General features: G+C 68.7%; 14 protein-coding genes. 4 read left to right on the top strand and 10 right to left on the bottom strand.

What is annotated here, in order from left to right; genetic code table 11:
* Nucleotides 1-1,257, bottom strand: coding sequence for a 3-methyl-2-oxobutanoate dehydrogenase (2-methylpropanoyl-transferring) subunit alpha (locus ACOYJQ_RS09820; protein ID WP_433458047.1), 1,257 nt, complete (start codon nt 1,255-1,257; stop codon nt 1-3).
* 370 nt (nt 1,258-1,627) lie between these two features.
* On the opposite strand from ACOYJQ_RS09820, the gene ACOYJQ_RS09815 reads away from it, so the two are divergent.
* Nucleotides 1,628-2,761 (top strand): alkene reductase, encoded by a 1,134-nt coding sequence (locus tag ACOYJQ_RS09815; RefSeq protein ID WP_433458046.1) that lies wholly within the window; start codon nt 1,628-1,630, stop codon nt 2,759-2,761.
* A 42-nt stretch (nt 2,762-2,803) separates the two neighbouring features.
* Here the strand turns inward: ACOYJQ_RS09815 and ACOYJQ_RS09810 are convergent, their stop codons facing one another.
* Nucleotides 2,804-3,853: a DMT family transporter gene (locus tag ACOYJQ_RS09810; RefSeq protein ID WP_433458044.1), complete on the bottom strand. Its 1,050-nt coding sequence runs from the start codon at nt 3,851-3,853 to the stop codon at nt 2,804-2,806.
* A gap of 268 nt (nt 3,854-4,121) precedes the next feature.
* Entirely contained in the window at nt 4,122-6,323 is a 2,202-nt protein-coding gene (locus ACOYJQ_RS09805; protein ID WP_433458043.1) for a heavy metal translocating P-type ATPase, read from the bottom strand.
* A gap of 79 nt (nt 6,324-6,402) precedes the next feature.
* On the opposite strand from ACOYJQ_RS09805, the gene ACOYJQ_RS09800 reads away from it, so the two are divergent.
* Nucleotides 6,403-6,831 carry a MerR family transcriptional regulator gene (locus ACOYJQ_RS09800; protein ID WP_433458042.1) on the top strand — a complete coding sequence of 143 codons (429 nt, stop codon included), beginning with the start codon at nt 6,403-6,405 and terminating at the stop codon, nt 6,829-6,831.
* A gap of 7 nt (nt 6,832-6,838) precedes the next feature.
* On the opposite strand, the gene ACOYJQ_RS09795 is transcribed toward ACOYJQ_RS09800, so the two are convergent.
* Both ACOYJQ_RS09795 and ACOYJQ_RS09790 read right to left on the bottom strand, forming a co-directional pair.
* Nucleotides 6,839-8,701 (bottom strand): Na/Pi cotransporter family protein, encoded by a 1,863-nt coding sequence (locus ACOYJQ_RS09795; RefSeq protein ID WP_433458041.1) that lies wholly within the window; start codon nt 8,699-8,701, stop codon nt 6,839-6,841.
* Between the two features lie 237 nt (nt 8,702-8,938).
* Nucleotides 8,939-9,985: a rhodanese-related sulfurtransferase gene (locus ACOYJQ_RS09790; protein ID WP_433458040.1), complete on the bottom strand. Its 1,047-nt coding sequence runs from the start codon at nt 9,983-9,985 to the stop codon at nt 8,939-8,941.
* A 325-nt stretch (nt 9,986-10,310) separates the two neighbouring features.
* On the opposite strand from ACOYJQ_RS09790, the gene ACOYJQ_RS09785 reads away from it, so the two are divergent.
* Both ACOYJQ_RS09785 and hemN read left to right on the top strand, forming a co-directional pair.
* On the top strand, nt 10,311-11,810 hold the full coding sequence (locus ACOYJQ_RS09785) for a catalase (protein WP_433458038.1): 1,500 nt from the start codon (nt 10,311-10,313) through the stop codon (nt 11,808-11,810).
* A 160-nt stretch (nt 11,811-11,970) separates the two neighbouring features.
* The gene (gene hemN / locus ACOYJQ_RS09780; RefSeq protein ID WP_433458037.1) at nt 11,971-13,365 is read left to right on the top strand and encodes an oxygen-independent coproporphyrinogen III oxidase; all 1,395 of its coding nucleotides are present in this window, start codon (nt 11,971-11,973) and stop codon (nt 13,363-13,365) included.
* A gap of 6 nt (nt 13,366-13,371) precedes the next feature.
* Here hemN and ACOYJQ_RS09775 read toward each other — a convergent pair whose 3' ends face one another.
* The 5 genes from ACOYJQ_RS09775 to ACOYJQ_RS09755 all read right to left on the bottom strand — a co-directional run bounded on the left by ACOYJQ_RS09775 (nt 13,372) and on the right by ACOYJQ_RS09755 (nt 18,607).
* Nucleotides 13,372-14,385 carry a LacI family DNA-binding transcriptional regulator gene (locus tag ACOYJQ_RS09775; RefSeq protein WP_433458035.1) on the bottom strand — a complete coding sequence of 338 codons (1,014 nt, stop codon included), beginning with the start codon at nt 14,383-14,385 and terminating at the stop codon, nt 13,372-13,374.
* A 130-nt stretch (nt 14,386-14,515) separates the two neighbouring features.
* Nucleotides 14,516-15,337 (bottom strand): ABC transporter permease, encoded by an 822-nt coding sequence (locus tag ACOYJQ_RS09770; protein WP_433458033.1) that lies wholly within the window; start codon nt 15,335-15,337, stop codon nt 14,516-14,518.
* Nucleotides 15,334-16,167: an ABC transporter permease gene (locus ACOYJQ_RS09765; RefSeq protein WP_433458031.1), complete on the bottom strand. Its 834-nt coding sequence runs from the start codon at nt 16,165-16,167 to the stop codon at nt 15,334-15,336. Before ACOYJQ_RS09765 ends, ACOYJQ_RS09770 begins: the two co-directional genes overlap by 4 nt.
* Nucleotides 16,168-16,266: 99 nt before the next feature.
* Complete coding sequence (locus ACOYJQ_RS09760) at nt 16,267-17,403, bottom strand: ABC transporter substrate-binding protein (RefSeq protein WP_433458029.1); 1,137 nt, start codon at nt 17,401-17,403, stop codon at nt 16,267-16,269.
* A 37-nt stretch (nt 17,404-17,440) separates the two neighbouring features.
* Nucleotides 17,441-18,607 (bottom strand): ABC transporter ATP-binding protein, encoded by a 1,167-nt coding sequence (locus tag ACOYJQ_RS09755; RefSeq protein ID WP_433458027.1) that lies wholly within the window; start codon nt 18,605-18,607, stop codon nt 17,441-17,443.
* Nucleotides 18,608-18,911: the final 304 nt, after the last annotated feature.

Here is an 18,911-nt window from a genome sequence, read left to right as displayed (position 1 = left end):
TCACGCTCCCGCCTGCCGGCGCTGGCGTTCGAGATGCGGCGGCGTGTCGGCGTAGACGCCCTCGAACATGTCGCTCACCGAGGGCCTGCCGCCGGCATGCAGCGTGCCGTTGCTCTCGGCATCCTTCTGCGCCGCCGTCACGGTGTCGAGGATTTCCGCCTCCGCCTGCCGGTGGCGCTCCCGCGACCACACGCCGCGCGCGATGAGATGCCGTTTCAGCCGCACGATGGGGTCGCCCAGCGGCCAGGCGTCCGACTCGTCCTTCGGGCGGTAGGCCGAAGGATCGTCGGAAGTCGAATGCGCGCCCGCCCGGTAGGTGACGTATTCGACGAGCGTCGGCCCCAGATTGCGCCGCGCGCGTTCCGCCGCCCACTTCGCCACCGCGTGAACGGCCAGATAGTCGTTGCCGTCGACGCGCAGCGACGGCAGCCCGTAGCCGAGCCCGCGCGCCGCGAAAGTGCCGGAGCCGCCGCGCGCCACGCCCTGAAAGGTCGAGATCGCCCACTGGTTGTTGACGACGTTGAGCACCACCGGCGCCTTGTAGGTGGAGGCGAACACCAGCGCGGCGTGAAAGTCGGATTCCGCCGTGGAGCCGTCGCCGATCCAGCCGGCGGCGATCCTGTCGTCGTTGCGGATCGCGGAGGCCATCGCCCACCCCACCGCCTGCGGAAACTGCGTCGCCAGATTGCCGGAGACGGTGAAGAAGCCGTATTCCTTCGAGGCATAGAGAACCGGCAGTTGCCGGCCCTTCAGCGGGTCGCGGGCGTTCGAGTAGATCTGGTTCATCATCTCGACGAGCGGATAGCCGCCGGCGATCAGGAGCCCCGCCTGCCGGTAGGTGGGAAAGTTCATGTCGCCGGGAGACAGCGCCTTGCGGAAGGCGCAGGAAATCGCCTCCTCGCCCAGATGCTGGATGTAAAAGGATGTCTTGCCCTGCCGCTGGGCGATCTGCATGCGCATGTCGAAAGCGCGCAGGGTCATCATGTCGCGCAGGCCGGCGAGCAATTCCTCGTCCGACAGCAGCCCCGCCCATGGCCCGGTGGCCTCTCCCGCGCGGTCGAGCACGCGGATGATCGAGAACGCGAGGTCGCGGATCGTCTCCGGGTCGGCGTCGATCGCCGGCCGCGGCACCGCTCCCGCCTGCGGAACGCGCACGTTGGAAAAGTCCGGCGTGTCGCCGGGGCGCGCCGCCGGCTCCGGCACATGCAGGCTCAGGCGGCCGCCCTGGCAGGCGGCCGGCACGGGCTCCGTCGTCATGGCTCTTCCCCTTCCGTGTGTTTCCACGGTTCATCGCATCGGCGTTGCTTGCGGAACGGATGCTCTTGGCCCCGATAGTAGCCCCGCCGTCGCCCAAGTCCAGACAAACTCCGGGCCGGACGCACGCATGCCGCGAAATAACAACAATCCACGCCGCACCCGGCCGACGCGGGAAGAATGTTGCCGCGCCGGGCCCTCGCGCATGTCATTGGTTTCATTCGCAACAGATGGTGTGCGTCCGCGCACGGCATGATCCGCGGGGTGATTGCGGCCGTTGTGCAACGCCATAGTATTACTTCGCATTCGCAACAACAGGCGCGCCGGGCATTGCTGCATCCCTGTCCCGCGCGGCCATCCGAGGATCATCATCATGGCGAGTCTTTCCAATCCCGTAACGCTTTTCGATCCCGTAACCGTTGGCGACCTCACCCTTTCCAACCGCATCGCGCTGGCGCCGCTCACGCGCAACCGCGCGCCGCATGCGGTGCCCACCGCCGCGACGGCGCTCTATTACACGCAGCGCGCCACGGCGGGCCTGTTGATCACGGAAGCGACCGCCATCACGCATCAGGGGCAGGGCTACGCCGATGTGCCGGGCCTCTACGCGCCGGAGCAGCTCGCCGGCTGGCGCAAGGTGACGGATTCGGTGCATGAGGCCGGCGGCCGCATCTTCGTGCAGCTCTGGCATGTGGGGCGCATCTCGCACAACACGCTCCAGCCGGGCGGACAGGCGCCGGTGGCCCCCTCCGCCATCCGGGCGAAGGCCAAGACCTACCTGATCGACGCCGACGGCAACGGCGGATTCACCGAGACGTCGGAACCGCGCGCGCTCGAGGCCGCCGAACTGCCCGGCATCGTCGAGGACTACCGCAAGGCGGTGCGCGCCGCCATCGACACCGCCGGCTTCGACGGCGTCGAGATCCACGCCGCGAACGGCTATCTGCTCGACCAGTTCCTGCGCTCCGACAGCAATCACCGCACGGATGAATACGGCGGCGGCATCGAGAACCGCATCCGCTTTCCGCTGGCGGTGGCGAAGGCCATCGTGGATGAAATCGGCGGCAAGCGCACCGGCATCCGCATTTCCCCGGTCACGCCGGCCAACGACGCTTCCGACCCCGATCCGCAGCCGCTGTTCGAGGCGTTCGTGCGCGCCCTCGCGCCGCTCGGCCTCGCCTACATCCATGTCGTCGAGGGCGCGACGGGCGGCGCGCGCGACTATCGGCAAGGCGACAAGCCCTTCGACTACGCCGCGCTGAAGGACGCCTACCGGCAGGCGGGCGGCGAAGGCGCGTGGATCGTCAACAACGGCTACACGCGGGAACTGGCGCAGGCGGCGGTGGAATCGGGCTACGCCGATCTCGTGGCGTTCGGCAAGCCGTTCATCGCCAATCCCGATCTGGTGCGCCGCCTGCGGGAGAACGCGCCGCTGAACACGCCCGACACCGCCACGTTCTACGGCGGCGACGACCACGGCTATACGGACTATCCGACGCTCGATTGACAGGCGTCGACAGCCGGTCGCGCCCGCGCGGCGGCGGAGCGTCTACTCCGCCGCTTCCCGTTGCGCTTCCCGTTCTACCTCCTGTTGCTCCTCGCGCCGGGGCACGGGCGCTTGCGCCCGCCGGCGGGTCGCGAGCGAGACTTCGCGATACCAGATATAGAGGCCGGAGCCGATCAGCAGCGGCAGGCCGACGAAGAACCAGGCGTCCGGCGCCTGCGCGAAGACCAGCCAGCTTCCCAGCGCCATGAAAACGAGCTGCGCGTAGGTGAAGGGCGCCAGCGTCGTGGCCGGGGCGAAGCGGTGCGCCGTCGAATAGAGCATATGCCCGACGAGCCCCGCGGCGCCGATCAGCACGCAGGCGATCCACCCGCCCGGCGTCTGCGGCCAGGCCCATTGCTGGAAACCGAACGGCAGCGCGCACGCGAAACCGGCGAACGATACGTAGAACTGCTGCGTCAGGCTGGAATCGAGCCCGGCCAGCTTGCGCGTGAGAATGGCGTAGACCGCCATCAGCACCGCCATCAGCATCGAATAGAGCATCGCCGGATGGAAGCTGTCCGCGTCCGGGCGGATGATGATCAGGATCGCGATGAAGCCGGCGAGCACCGCGAGCCAGCGTTGCCAGTCCACCCGCTCCCCCAGCGCCACGCCCGACAGCAGGCACAGGATCAGCGGAAACGAGAACATGATCGAGCCGGTGATCGTCATGGGCAAATGGCGCAGCGCCATGAAGTTGCATCCCGTGATGCTCACCATGCAGATCGCGCGCACAATTTCGAGCTTCAGCGAGCGCGTGCGCACCACCGCGACGCCCCGATAGGGCAGCACGACGAGCCCCAGCACGAGGCACGGCACCAGGAAGCGCATGAAGACGATCTGCCCCGGCAGCAGGCCCTCGCCGACGAGCCATTTGGCGGAGCCGTCGATCAGCGACATCGTCAACGCGCCGAGCAGCACGAGCAAGATGCCCAGCCCCCGGCGGTCGGCCAATCCCCCGCGGTCTGCCGATTCCTGGCGGTCTGCCGATTCCTGGCGGTCTGCCTTGGGCGGCGGCATGGAAGCGTCCGGGCGGAAGCGCTGGGACTGGGACATGGCGGGCATACTCGCGGAACGGATCGGATGGCGTGAAGCGGATCGGTCGCCGACGCCCGCCCCGCCGAAAAACCGCCGGGCGCGTCGCGACGGCGCGACCATATCACCGATCACCGCAAATCCGCCCATGCAGCCTCTGCAATCCTGACCCGGAAAATCAGGATTGTTCCAGACAATGGCGCAATGCTTCGGCGCAATGCTTCATACCGGCGTTTCCGGCCTTCGGCCGGGCGCGCGCCCGCTTCCCGACGAGGCTGGCCTGCATGCATCAGCCCTGCGCCTTCCAGCCCAGCAGGCGCAGCGCGTTCGCGGTGACGAGCACCGTCGCGCCCGTATCCGCGAGGATGGCGGGCCACAGCCCGGTGACGCCCAGGATCGTCGTGACGAGGAACACCGCCTTGAGGCCGAGCGCCACCGCGATGTTCTGGCGGATGTTGGCCATCGTGGCGCGCGACAGGGCGATCATCGCCGGGATGTCGGAGAGGCGCGCATGGAGAGCGGCCGCGTCCGCCGTCTCCAGCGCCACATCCGTGCCGCCGCCCATGGCGATGCCGACGTCGGCCGCCGCCAGCGCCGGCGCGTCGTTGATGCCGTCGCCCACCTTCGCCACCACCGCGCCCCCGGCCTGAAGCGCGCGCACGATGCGGCTCTTGTCCTCGGGCAGCAACTCGGCGTGCGGCGTGACGCCGAGTTGCGCCGCGACGGCGTTCGCGGCCGCGCTGTTGTCGCCCGTCAGCATCACCGACGACACGCCGAGCCCCGCGAGCCGCGCGATGGCGGCGCGGGCGTCGGGGCGCAGTTCGTCGCGCAGCGCGATGATGCCGGCAGGCAGGCCGTCGATCGTCAGCACGGAAACCGTCTTGCCCTCGCCGTTCAGCGCCGCGACCGCCGCCGCCTGCTCCGCCGGCAGGCCCGCGCCCGCCAGCGCGCGCGGCGACAGCAGCGCCACGTCCCGCCCGTTGACGATGCCCGACACGCCCCTGCCGGCGAGCGCCCGCACCGCGCCCGCCTCCGGCAGCGGCCGCTCGCCCGCGCGGGCGAGAATGGCCAGCGCCAGCGGATGGGACGATCCGCGCTCCAGCGCGGCCGCGCAGGTCAGCACCTCCTCCTCCGGCACGCCGAAGCCGGCGACGTCGGTGACGACGGGCCGGCCGCGCGTCAGCGTGCCGGTCTTGTCGAAAGCCGCCGTGGTGACGCGCCCGAGCCCTTCCAGCACGCCGCCGCCCTTCATCAGCAGGCCGTGGCGCGCGCCCGCCGACAACCCGGCGGCGACCGCCGCCGGCGTCGAGATCACCAGCGCGCAGGGGCAGCCGATCAGCAGCACCGCGAGGCCGCGGTAGATCCACACGCCCCATTCCTGCCCGAAAACGAGCGGCGGCACGGTGGCCACCAGCAGCCCGAGCAGGAAGATCGCCGGCGTGTAGCGGGCCGCGAAACGGTTGATGAAGCGTTCGAGCGGGGCCTTCGCCGCCTGCGCCTCTTCCACGAGGCGCACGATGCGCGCGATAGTGTTGTCGCCGGCCCGCGCCGTCACCGCGATGCGCAGCACCGCATCCGTGTTGATGGTGCCCGCGAACACGCGCGCGCCGACGCCCTTGGTGACGGGCACGCTCTCGCCCGTCACCGGCGCCTCGTCTATGGCGCTCTCGCCCTCCGCGATCACGCCGTCGGCGGCGATGCGGTCGCCGGGGCGCGCGACGATCACGTCTCCGGGCGCGAGGCCGGCGGCCGGCGTTTCCACCAGCGCGCCGTCGCGCGACACCAGCGCCGTGTCGGGCACGAGGTTCGTCAGGCCGGCGATGCCCGCGCGCGCGCGCTGTGCGGCGAACCCTTCCAGCCATTCGCCGATCAGAAACAGCAGCACGACCATCGCCGCCTCTTCCGCCGCGCCGATGAGGAACGCGCCGCCGGCGGAAACGGTCATCAGCGTCTCGATGGAAAACGGCGTGCCGGCGCGCATGCCCGCGAAAGCCTGGCGCGCGATCGGCACAAGGCCGATGAGAAGCGCCGCGAGAAACGGCCATTGCCCCGCCTGCGGCACGGCAAGCCCCACCGCATGCGCCGCCGCCAGCGTCCCGGCGCTGGCAAGGATCAGCCGCGCCCTCGGCGAGCGCCACCACGGCCCGTCGCCGGCATCCGCATGGCCATGGTCATGGTCATGGTCGTGGTCGTGGCTGCCCTCATGCTCATGCTCATGATCGTGATCGTGATCGTGATCGTGGTCATGAGCATGATCGTGGCGATCGTGACGGGCGGGATCGGGCCCGATCGTGTAGCCGAGCCCCCTGACCTGCGCCTCGACGTCGCCGGCCTCGGCGCCGACAACCGTCAGCGTGCCCGCCATCACGGAAACGTCGACGCCGGTAACGCCCGGCAACCGCGCCACCGCCTTTTCGATCTTTTGCGCGCAGGCGGCGCAATCCATGCCGCCGACCCGGTAAATCGTCCTTGTTTCCCGTGCATCCGTCATTGCCGCAGCATCCGTTCCGAACCATATCGTGCGGGTGTACAACCTCCAGTCACTGGAGGGTCAAGAGGATCGAAACGGAATGACGGATATCTCGATCGGCGAATTGTCGCGGCGTTCCGGTGTCAAGGCCGGCACCATCCGCTATTATGAAGAGGCCGGGCTCATCGCCGCTCCGCCGCGCAGCGACGGCGGACAGCGCCGCTATGACGCGAAGGCTGTCCGGCAGCTCAACTTCGTCCGCCATGCGCGCGAACTCGGCTTCGCGCTGCCCGACATCCGCGAACTGCTGGCGATGGCCGAAGCGCCGCAGGCGTCCTGCGACGCGGCGGACAGCATCGCCCGCCGGCATCTGGAAGAGGTGGAACGGCGCATCGAAAGCCTTGTCGCGCTGCGTGGCGAACTGTCGCGCATGGTGGCGGAATGCGGCCACGGCAAGGTGTGCGACTGCCGCGTGATCGAGGTGCTGGCCGATCACGGCCTCTGCGGCTCGGAGCACGGCGGGCGCTGAACGGCGATCAGGCGAGCCCGGTCGGCGGCGCGCCATCGGCCGACCCGCGCAGGTCGTCCAGCAGGGTGCCGCCCTCCTCGCCGGCCCGGATCAGCAGCAGCGCGCGCAGGCCGCGCGTGATGCGCCCGGCATAGCCGAGGTCGTTGAGCAGGGAGCTCAGTTGCATGCCGTCCAGCCTGTCGTCGCGCACGGCCGCGAAGACATGGCTGCGGAAGCGCGTCTCGAACGCACGCTGCTTGCGGTCGAACTCGTCGAGGCTCGCGTCCCATGCCGGATTGTCGGGAGCGAGACGGGCGATCTCGCGCGTGTCGTGCAGCACGCCGACGAGGTAGCCGCGCAGCTCCACATAGGCGTCGCGGGCGGGCGTATCGGGGCCGCGCAGATAGTGGCCGAGGTTCTTTTGCAGGTGCTTGGCGTCCTTGACGGTCTCGACGAGCTGCATCGCGGCGAGCTGGCACGTCATCCAGAAGGCGCGCCGCTCATCGTCGCCGGGCATGTCGATGTGGCTCATGAACGCCAGCAGGTCGCTGTAGACGCCCTTGATGTGGCGCTGATACAGCGTCTCCGCATCGAGATAGTGTTCCGCCGGCCGCGCGGCGAGCAGCGCCCTGTCGCGGGAAACGCGATCTATCTCCGATACCGGCAGATAAAGCGCGTGGCAGATGACCTCGATGCCGAGCCGCCCGAGATGCAGCAACTCGCGCACGACGGCGCTCGCCGCCGTGTCGAAGGATTGCAGCGACTGCGGGTTGAGATAGCGGGCGCGCGCCGGCGCGACGGGCACGGCCTCGCCCTTCTCCGAAACCGGAATGAGCACGTGCGGCTCCTCCCGCTCCGGCAGCGCGCGCGCGAGCCACCGCGCCAGCGGGCCGCGCAGCGGCCAGAACACCGCCACGCCGAGCCCGTTGAAGAGCGTGTGAAAGATCGCCAGCATGATGAGCTCGTTGCCGGCGAAGCCGATGAGCGCCGCCGCATCCTGCGTCAGCCACGCCAGCGGCCGGATCAGCGCCAGCGCCACCAGCGCCGTGATCACATTGAACAGCACGTGCACGAGCGCCAGCCGCTGCCCGCTGCGGTTGCCGCCGAGCGCCCCGGCGAGCCCGGTGGTGACGCTGCTGCCCACGTTCGCGCCGATGGCGATGGCCGCCGCCTGCATCAGTTCCACCTGCCCGAGGGCAAGCGCGGTGAGCGTCAGCATCAGCGTGGCGTGCGTCGATTGCAGCACCATCGTCAGGGCGAGCCCGATCCCCGCGAAGACGAGATGGCCGGCCACGCCCCCGATCCGGTACTGCGTGAGATCGAGGCCGTCCGTGATCGTCGAGAAGCCGGTCTTGATCTGGTCGATGCCGAGAAAGATGAAGGCGATGCCGAGCAGGATGCGCCCCGCCGCCTTCGCGTGCGCGCCGCAAAAGCCCGCGAGCACGCCGAAGACGACCAGCGGCAGCGCAAGCGGGCTCAGGCTGAAGTTCTGCCCCGCCAGCGCCAGCAGCCAGATGCCCGTCGTCGCGCCCAGATTGGCGCCGAAGATGATGGCGATGCCCGCCGCGAGGCCGATCAGCCCCGTGGAGATGAAGGCGATCGTCATCAGCGAGACCAGCGTGCTCGATTGCAGCATCGTGGTACCGAGAAAGCCGATCAGGAAGCTTTTCAGCGGCGTGTCCGTGCCGTGCGCGAGCGTCGCCTCCAGCCTTTCGCCGGCGAGATCGCGCAACCCCTCCTCCAGGCATTGCATGCCGAACAGGAAGAACGCGAGCCCGGCGCAAAGCTGCATCCAGCGCTCGCTCGACCAGAAACTCCACGCCAGCGCCGCCGCGCCGGCAAGCAGCACGACATTGATCGTGTAACGGCGCAATCCTTCCCCGCCCGACATCACGGCGTCGCTCCCTTTCCCGCCGGCGCGCGCTCAAGCGCCTTCAAGCGGGGCGGACACCGCTTTGCCTGAAGAAAACGCGTCAAGTCAATAAGATAGAGCATCTCGACGCTTCAACGAAATGCAGGGATGTTCTAGAGTAGTTTGCGTTCAAACCGATCCATCGAATTGAATGCAAGTTGCGGTAAAATGTAGAATTCAGAACGGCGTGACGATTCCACTTGAATGCACGCCGCTCTAACTCCCCGCCCGCCGGCGACAGGCCGGTCTCGCCGCTTCCCTGGCGGCATCCTTCGCCGCCTCCTTGGCCGCCTTGCGTCGGCGCGCCGCGCGCGCGGCGTCGTCGCCCAGATGGGCGAGGCCGCGCAGGCGCGCCAGTTCCACCTGCCGCTGCCGCTCCGCCACCCGCGACCGCTTCGCCTCGGCCTCGACTTCCGCCGCGCAATGCGGGCATGACACGCCCTCGACGAAGGCCGGATCGGCGCGGTCGGCGGCGGTCAGCGGATGCCGGCAGGCGCGGCAGAGGCTCGCCTCGCCCTGCGCCAGCCCATGGCCGACGGACACGCGCTCGTCGAACACGAAGCACTCGCCGTCGAAGCGGCTTTCCCCCGCCGGCACCTGCTCCAGATAGGCAAGGATGCCGCCCTTGAGGTGAAACACCTGCGAAAACCCTTCCGCCAGCAGATAGGCCGACGCCTTCTCGCAGCGGATGCCGCCGGTGCAGAACATCGCGATCTTCCGGTCGCGCGCCGGATCGAGCTCCCGCGAGACGAAATCCTTGAACGCGGTGAAGGTGCGCGTGCGCGGATCGAGCGCGCGGCGGAAGGTGCCGAGCCCCACCTCGTAATCGTTGCGGGTGTCGACCACCACGACGTCGTCGCGCGCGATGAGATCGTTCCAGTCGCCCGGCTCGACATAGGTGCCGACGGTCCGCGCCGGGTTGACGTGGGGGGCGCGCAGCGTGACGATCTCGGACTTCAGGCGCACCTTCATGCGCAGGAACGGCATCTCCCGTGCGTGGGAAAACTTGATCTCCGCGCCCGCGAGCCGCCGGCCGAACGGGCCGTCCGCCAACAGGTAGCCGTGCAGCGCGGCGATGGCCGCATCCGTGCCGGCGACCGTGCCGTTGATTCCCTCCGGCGCGAGGATGAGCGTGCCCCGGATGCCCCGCGCGCAACAGAAGGCCGCGAGCTGCGGCCTGATCGCCCCGGCGTCGGACAGATCGGCGAACTTGTAAAGCGCCATCACCGTGAACGGCGCGGCGGCGGGTGCATCAGCGGTCATGTCCTGTCCGTCAACGTCGCCCCGGCGGGGCGCGGTCCCGGAGCGCGTTGCGATCGAACGGAATCGTTCAACCGACAGGAACGCGCTCAAAATCAGAAAGTGAGAGGATTCCCGCGTTTCGACGAAACGCGGAAAGCCTCCGGATCCGGTCTTTTCCCGCAATGCCCCGGTGCGGTCAAGCACCGTCGGCGCGCGCCGGCGGGCTTTTCGGTTGCCTAATATGGAACTGGAATTAATCTTATCTGAAGCCATCCGCCAGCCGGCGGGCATGCGGCGAGACCGGGATTCCGCCTCTCGGACGAGATGAACGTGAAAGGCCCCAATCATGACTGATCACAGGTTCACCACCACGACGGCGGGCGCGCCCGTCGCCTCCGACGAACATTCCCGCACCGTGGGGCCGGACGGCCCCGTGCTGCTGCACGACGTCTATCTGCTGGAGAAGCTCGCCCAGTTCAACCGCGAGCGCGTGCCCGAGCGCGTGGTGCATGCCAAGGGCGGCGGCGCGTTCGGCGTGCTGAAGGTGACGGAGGACGTCTCCCGCTACACCCGCGCCGCCCTGTTCCAGCCCGGCGTCGAGACCGACATGCTCATCCGCTTCTCGTCGGTGGCCGGCGAACTCGGCTCGCCCGACACCTGGCGCGACGTGCGCGGCTTCGCGCTCAAGTTTTATACGACGGAAGGCAATTACGACATCGTCGGCAACAACACGCCGGTCTTCTTCATCCGCGACGGCATCAAGTTCCCGGACTTCATCCGCTCGCAGAAGCGCCTGCCCGACACCCACCTGCGCGACGCGGACATGCAATGGGACTTCTGGACGCTTTCGCCCGAGAGCGCGCATCAGGTCACATATCTCATGGGCGACCGCGGCCTGCCCTATTCGTGGCGGCATCTCAACGGCTACGGCTCGCACACCTATCAGTGGATCAACGCCGCCGGCGAACGCTTCTGGGTGAAATACCATTTCCACAACAGGCAGGGCGAGCGCAACATCACGGGGAGCGAGGCCGAGGCGATCACCGGCATCGACACCGACCACTACCTGCGCGACCTCTACGACGCCATCGCGCGCGGCGATTTTCCCGCGTGGACCGTCTCCGTGCAGATCATGCCCTATGAGGACGCCGCGACCTACCGCTTCAACCCGTTCGATCTCACCAAGATCTGGCCGCACGGCGACTATCCGCTGATCCGCGTCGGCGAGTTCGTGCTCAACCGCAATCCCGAGAACTATTTCGCGCAGATCGAGCAGGCGGCGTTCGAGCCGTCCAACCTCGTGCCCGGCATCGATGTGAGCCCGGACAAGATGCTGCTCGCGCGCGTCTTTTCCTATGCCGACGCGCACCGCTACCGCATCGGCGCCAATTACAACGAGCTGCCCGTCAACCGTCCGCAGGCGCCGGTGCACAGCTACGCCAAGGACGGCCATTTGCGCCACGGCTGGACGGCGGGCCAGCCCGTCTACGCGCCGAACTCGCTCGGCGGACCGCAGGCCGATGCGCCGCGCGCCGCCGAAGGGCGCGGCTGGCAGGCGGACGGCGAACTGGTGCGCGCCGCCTACACGCTGCGCCGCGACGACGACGATTTCGGACAGGCCGGCACGCTCGTGCGCGACGTGTTCACGGACGAGCAGCGCGGCCGCTTCGTCGATACGCTGGTCGGCCAGTACAATGCGCTGACGCGCGACCCCGTGAAGGAACGCTTCCTGTGGTACTGGAGCAACGTCGATTCCGCCGTCGGCGAGCGCATCCGCGCGCGGGTGCTGGCGAAAGCCGCGCAGGCGGCACAGGAAACGCCGGTCTCCGCGCCCGCGGGCGCGTGAGAACGCCGCAAACCGGGCGCGCCGCCGCCCGGTTTGCGCGCCGATTTTGGGCTGGCTCAATGAATCCGCCGCCGCGCCGGGTTACGGTTCTTCGAATTTGATCGAATCGAGAAGCCGAAGCCCTTCCGGACGAAGCGGTCCGGCGTAACGGGAGGGTGTCATGCAGGCGCCGCAGCTAGGGAAAGAAGCGCCGCAGCCAGGGAAAGAAGCGCCGCTGCTGGAGAAATACGGCGCGGCGCGTCTGCCCCGCTACACCAGCTATCCGACCGCGCCGCTCTTTTCCCCCGCCGTCGACGCCCGGCAATATGGGGACTGGCTTTCGGCGCTCGCGCCCGGCACGCGCAGCGCGCTCTACCTGCATATCCCGTTCTGCCGCGCGATGTGCTGGTATTGCGGCTGCCACACCAGCATCACGTTGCGCGATCAGCCGGTCGAGGATTATCTGTCGGTCCTGCGCGCGGAAATCGCGCTCGTCGCGGCGCGCGCCGGCGACCGGGCCGTCATCGACGACGTGCATTTCGGCGGCGGCACGCCCACCATCATGGCGGCGGAAAGCTTTCTGCGGCTGATGGACCGGCTGCGCCGCCACCTCGCCTTTCACCGCGACACGGCCATCGCCGTCGAGATCGACCCGCGCACGCTCACGCGCGAGATGGCCTTCGCGCTCGGGGAAGCGGGCGTGCGCCGCGCCAGCCTCGGCGTGCAGAGCTTCGACGTGGCGGTGCAGCAGGCCATCAACCGCATGCAGAGCCCCGAACGCACGGCCGGGGCGATCGCCGATCTGCGCGCAGCGGGCGTCACCGGCATCAACATCGACCTGATCTACGGCCTGCCGCATCAGACGGAGCGCTCCGCCGTGGAGACGGCGCACACCGCCGCCGCCATGCGGCCGGACCGGCTCGCGGTTTTCGGCTATGCGCATGTGCCCTCCTTCAAGAAGCACCAGCGGCTCATCGACGAAAGCGCCCTGCCCGACGCCCGGCAGCGCGACGCGCAGGCCGAAGCCATCGCCGCGACGCTGGCGCAAGCGGGCTACCGCCGCATCGGCCTCGATCATTACGCCCTGCCGGACGATCCGCTGGCGGTGGCGCAAGCGGCGGGCCGGCTGCGGCGAAACTTTCAGGGCTACACCACCGACGCCAGCGAGGCGCTGATCGGCCTCGGCGCCTCCGCCATCGGCAGGATGCCGCAGGGCTTCGTGCAGAACGAGGTGGCGACCGGCGCCTATGCCCGGCGCGTCATGGCGGGCGAGCCGGCGACGGTGCGCGGCTACCGTCTCACCGCCGACGACCGGCTGCGCGCCGACGTGATCGAGCGGCTGATGTGCGATTTCAGCGCCGATCTCGACGCCATCGGACGCACGCACGGCGTCGACGCGGGCTTCCTCCTGCGCGGCAACGGCAGGCTCGATGCGTTGCGCGACGACGGCGCGGTGGAGATCGACGGCGCCGTCATCCGGGTGCATCGCGACCGCCGCTTCATCGTCCGCGCCGTCGCGGCCTGTTTCGACGCCTATCTCGACGGCGGCGGGCGCACGCACGGCCAGGCGGCGTGACCGCCATCACACCGGCACGAAGCTCGACCGCACCATAAGCGGAGCCGCGAGGCGAGCGCGCGCCGGATCGCAGGCGGGCTGCGCCTGCCGGCGCTCCAGCAGCTCCACGGCCGCCAGCGCCATCGCCGCCGGGTCCTGACGGAAGGTGGTGAGCCCGTAGTTCTGCCAGCCCGCTTCCGGCAGATCGTCGAAACCGATGACGTCCACATCGCCCGGCACCGCGAGGCCGCGCCGGCGGGCCTGGTCGATGAGGCCGAGCGCCATCAGGTCGTTGACGCAGAACACCGCCCGCGGCCGCGCGCCGCCGTCGAAAAGCGCCTGCGCCGCGTCGACGCCGCCGGCATAGGTGGAATCGCGCCCGCGCGCGATCGTCGTCTCGATACCGGCCTGCCGCGCCTCGTCGGCGAAGGCGCGCTCGCGCTCCAGCAGGTTGGGCGTGCGCGACAGGGAGCCCGCCACGGCGAGCCGCGTGAAGCCGCGCGCCGCGAAGAGCCGCGCCGCCTCGCGCGCGGCAGCGTCGTTGTCGATCTGCACATGATCGGCGTCGGGCTCCGAGCGGCCGATGACGATGATCGGCTGGCCGTTGCGGCGCGCGATGTCGATGAAGCTCGCGGGCGGCGAGCCGGAGAGCACCACGATGGCCTCCGCCCGATGGCCGAGCAGGATTTTCTGCGCCGCCGCCATTTCCTCCGGCGTCAGCCCCGTGTTGATGAGCAGCGGGATGCTGCCGCGCGCGATCAGCACGCGCGACAGCGCCGCCGTGAGATGGGCGCGGAAACCCACTTCCATGCCCGTCACCACCATGCCGACGAGCCGGCTGCGGTTGGCGAGCAGGCCGCGCGCGAGGTCGTTGACCTGATAGCCGAGCGCCTCGGCCGCGCGCATCACCTTCTCGCGCGTATCGGCGGCGATGCTCGCGCCGGGCGTGAACGCACGCGACACGGCGGAGCGCGACACTCCCGCATGTTCGGCGACGTGCTGGGCGGTCACGAAACGGGGCCGGCCGTCGGGCGCGTTCATCCTGTCGTCCTGAGGCATAGGAAGAGTGTCGACTCTATAAAGGAGAAATGCTGTCGTGGCAAAGTTAGAGGCTTTTTGATCTTGAGCGAGTTCCTGTCGATCAAATGCTTCCATTTAATCGGAACGCGCTCTAGCGCCCCACGCGCGCCAGCACGTCGACCCTCAGGAAGCGCTCCACCACCAGCATGAAGCCGATCGAGGGGATGAGCAGCAGCAGCGCGGTGATCGAGGCGATCTGGTAGTTTCCGCCCGCGCCCGCCGTATAGAGCAACAGCGGCAGCATGTTCACGTCCGGCGCGCCGACGAAGTAGCTGCCGGTGAATTCGTCGAGCGATTCCAGAAACACGAAGATGGCGCTCGCCAGCAGCCCCGGCGCGGCGAGCGGCAGCGTCACGTCGCGGAAGGCGGCGAGGCCCGAGGCGCCGATGGAGCGCGCCGCCTCCTCCAGCTCCGCGTCGACGGCGGCGAAGGCGGCGGTGGCGATCCACACCGCATAGACGAGGCCGTGCGTCGTGTGCACCAGCACCACGCCGGGAATGGTGCCGTTGAGCCCCACCGCATAGAACAGGCGGGCGATGTTGACATAGACGGTGAGGCTCGGGAACGCCTGCGGAATGAGGAAGGCGAGCAGGATGAGCCCGCGCAGCGGCAGTTTCAGCCGCGCCAGCGCGTAGCCCGCGGGAATCGCCAGCATCAGCGACAGCATCACGGTGAGCAGCGCCACCACGATGCTGTTGGTGAGCGATTCGACCGCGTTGCCGCGCGGCGAAAACACCCGCTCCCAATAGCTGAAGCCGTATTCGAGCGGCAGGGCATGCGGAAAATACCACTTCTCCGCCAGTGCCCACAGCAGCAGGTTGGCGAGCGGGCCGAAGATGACGAAGGCAAGCAGCCCCAGGACGACGCCGCGCGGAATCCACCACCAGTCGAGGCGGGCAAGGACGGTGCTCATGAGCGCTCCCGCATGGCGATGCGCAGATAGACGAGCGCGACGCCGCTCGCCATCAGCAGCGACACGAGCCCCAGCGCGTTGGCGACGCCGTAGTCGCCATAGGCGTTGATGCGGAAGGCGATATCGGTGGTGAGCATGGTCGGCGACTGCGCGTTGATCATCAGCGGGACGGAGAGCACCGACATCATGGTGACGAAGGACAGGATCATGCCGACCAGCAGCGTCGTCGCCACCTGCGGCACCACGATCTCGACCAGGATGCGCAGCCGCGAGGCGCCCAGGTTCCGCGCCGCCTCGATGGTGCCCCGGTCGATGGAGGCCATCGCGCCGGCGACCAGCAGCGCCACGAACGGCGTCTGCTTCCACACGAAGGCGATGACGATGCCGCGCCAGTCGAGAAAGCTGATGGCCTGCATCGGCGTGATCAGCCCGGCGGCGACGAGCGTGCCGTTCATCAGGCCGTTCTTGGCCAGAAACGTGCGCAGCACCTGCCCCACGACGATGAAGGGAATGAACATCGGCCAGCGGTAGAGCCAACGCAGCAGCGCCACCGCGCGCGGGTTCTCGCCCAGCGTCAGATAGCCGCCGATGGCGATGGAGAACAGCGCGATGAGCAGCGTCGACAGCGAGACGATGGCGAGCGTGAACAGCATGTCGCGCGTGTAAAAATCAAACGCCTTGACGATATTGCCGAAGCCGAGGCCGCCTTCCACCTCGAACGCCCCGACGACGGAAGCGCTGAGCGGCACGATGAAGAACAGCACCACCATCACGAGCGCGGGCAGCACGAGGAAAAGTCCGAGGAGGCGTTGCGGCTTCAAACTGGGCATGGCGGCATCCGGCGCGGCGATCCGGCGAAAGAATCCGGCAAAGGGGGAACCAGGAAGAAGGGACCGCGCCGGCGCGGCGCGATCCCGCGGTTCATGCGATCACTTGCTGACGCTGCGCTCGTAGGCTTCGAGGATCGCGTTGTTGTAGGGCGCGATCGGGAAGCGCTTGCCGTAGCGGGCGAGATCCTCGGGCGTCACGTCGGTGAAGAGCTTCGCCCACACCTTGGGATCGAGTTCCGCCTGCACGTGCTGGGCGTCGATGCCGGGATACCAGTTGAAGCGCTCGACGATGCCTTCCGCCTGCACCTTGGGGCTCGTGGCGAGCGCGACGAACTTCTCGGCGAGTTCCTTGTTCGGCGCCCTGGAGGGGATGACGTAGTGCATCGGCTGGCCGGGCATGCCGGGGGCCGGCAGCACGAGCTTGAAGTCCGGCGGGAGCTGGCCGTTGGCCTGCCAGGAGTAGAACATGTCGACCCAGACCGGGCCGATGGCGATCTCGCCGCGGCTGAGCAGATCGAGCGTGCCGGCGTTGCCGGGGGTGAGCTGGGCGCTGGCGGTGAAATCCTTCAGGCTCGCGAGCGCCTTGTCCCACTTCTTCGTCTCGGCTTCCTCGAAGGGGCCGTTCTGGAGCTTGTCGGCGTCGCTGTCGCCGAAGGCGTAGATCCAGCCCACGACGAAGCTCACGCCCGAGGCGCCGCCCTTGATGCCGTTATAGCCGAACTGGCGCGGGTTTTCCTTCGCCCACTTCGCCAGTTCCTCGTAGCTCTTCGGCGGGTTGGCGACGAGCGCGGGGTTATAGGCGAGCGCCGTCTGGCTGTTGAACATGGGCATGACATAGCCCTTCACCTCGGTGCCGAGCGCGTTGTCGGCGTTGGCGCGGGTGACGAGCTTGCCGGTCGCGATGCGGTCGCGATAATTTTCAAGATAGCCGTTCTTCACCAGCGGGCCGGCGAACTTTTCATGCACCACGGCGACGTCGGCGTCCCAGGTCGCGACATTGGCCTTGGCCTGCGCATCGAAGCGCTCGACGATCTTCTGCGAGCCCGCGTCGCCGGGGCCGGTGCCGACCACGCGCACGGTGTGGCCGGGGTTCTGCTTCTCGAACAGCGGGCCGAGATACTCGTTCACATAATCGACCATGTTCTGATCGCCGGCGGTGAGCACGGTCAGCTCCGCCGCCGCCGCGGGCGAGATGGTGAGGCCGAAGGCGAAAGCGGCCTTGAAAAGGGTCTTCATGGTGGGTCTCCGGAGCGCGAACGATGACGAGAAAGGTTCAGGCTTGCTGCATTTCCAGACGCCGGCTCCTGTCGGCGGGTCGGGAATCGGGAGGCGAGACGGGCAAGGCGCCCGCCGCCGGAAAAACGAAGAACGTCTGCGGCGCCAGCGCGACGGACACCGCCTGCCCCGGCGCGAAAGGTTGCGGCGCGTCGACCAGCACGACCGCGCCGCCTTCCGCGGGATCGCCGAGCCGCACCGTGTGGCGCCACACGCCGCCGGGATAGCCCGTGCTCGCCACCTCGCCTGCGAGGCGCAGCGTCCCCTCGTCCGTCGAGGGCGCGGCGTCGGCGGGCGCGAGCTGCGCCGCCTCCGAGCGGAAGCGCACCTCGACGCCGCCGGCCGGCAGCGGGCCGGCAACGCGGCAGCCGGCGTTGAAGGGACCGGGCGCGATCGAAAACGCCCCGCCGTCCATGGCCCCCTGAAGCGTCAGCACGTTCTCCGCGCCCATGAAGGCGGCGACGAAGGCGCTGGCGGGGCGGTTGTAGACCTCCTCCGGCGAACCGCGCTGGGCGATGCGGCCCCTGTCGAGGATGACGATGCTGTCGGCCATCTCCATCGCCTCCTCGCGGTCGTGGGTGACGTGGACGGCGGTGATGCCCATGCGCTGCTGGAGCGCGCGCAACTCGTGGCGCAGGTTCATGCGGATGCGCGCATCGAGGTTCGACAACGGCTCGTCGAGCAGCAGGATGGCCGGATCGACGGCGATCGCCCGCCCCAGCGCCACACGCTGGCGCTGGCCGCCGGAAAGCGCGGCGGGCTTTCGCCCCTCCAGCCCCTCGAGACCGAGCAGCGCCGCGATCTCGCCGACGCGCCTTGCGACATCGGCGCGGGAATGGCCGCGCAGCTTCAGGCCGTAGCCGATGTTCTGCGCCACCGTCATGTGCGGCCACAGCGCGTAGGACTGGAACATCAGCGCCATGCCCCGCCGGTCGGGCGGCAGGCGCGTCACGTCGCGCCCGTTCACGCTCACGGTGCCGGCGTCGGGCATGATGAAACCCGCGATGGTGCGCAGCAAGGTGGTCTTGCCGCATCCCGATGCGCCGAGCAACGCCACGAACTCGCCCTCCCGGATGCCGAGATCGATGGCGTCGAGCACCCGCGTAGCGCCGTAGGAAACGGTCACGTCCGCGATGTCGAGAAAGGGCCGCTCGCCTGCATTCATACTCCGCACCCGCTTTTTGCACACCTGTGCATTCACCGCAGACGGTTTAGAACGGCCCCATAACGGCATGATGACAGAGCGGCGGAACAGGCTGCGGAACGAGCGGTGGCGGCGCCCGATTCGGCGGGAAACCGCGTGCATGTGACAAAAAAGGCGGCAAACGGCGCGGCAAGCGGCACAGTTCTTTTCCAGAAAATAAGATCGTTTGTAACTATTGGTGACTTTTGAACTTTTAAAATGAATAAAGAAACCGCAGGATCGCAGCATACGCGGCGCGGCGGGCAACCATTCGGCGGGTCGCCCG

Source organism: Pseudochelatococcus sp., from assembly GCF_050946405.1.
Taxonomy (GTDB): domain Bacteria; phylum Pseudomonadota; class Alphaproteobacteria; order Rhizobiales; family Beijerinckiaceae; genus Pseudochelatococcus.
This window is presented reverse-complemented; position numbering and strand designations above follow the sequence as displayed.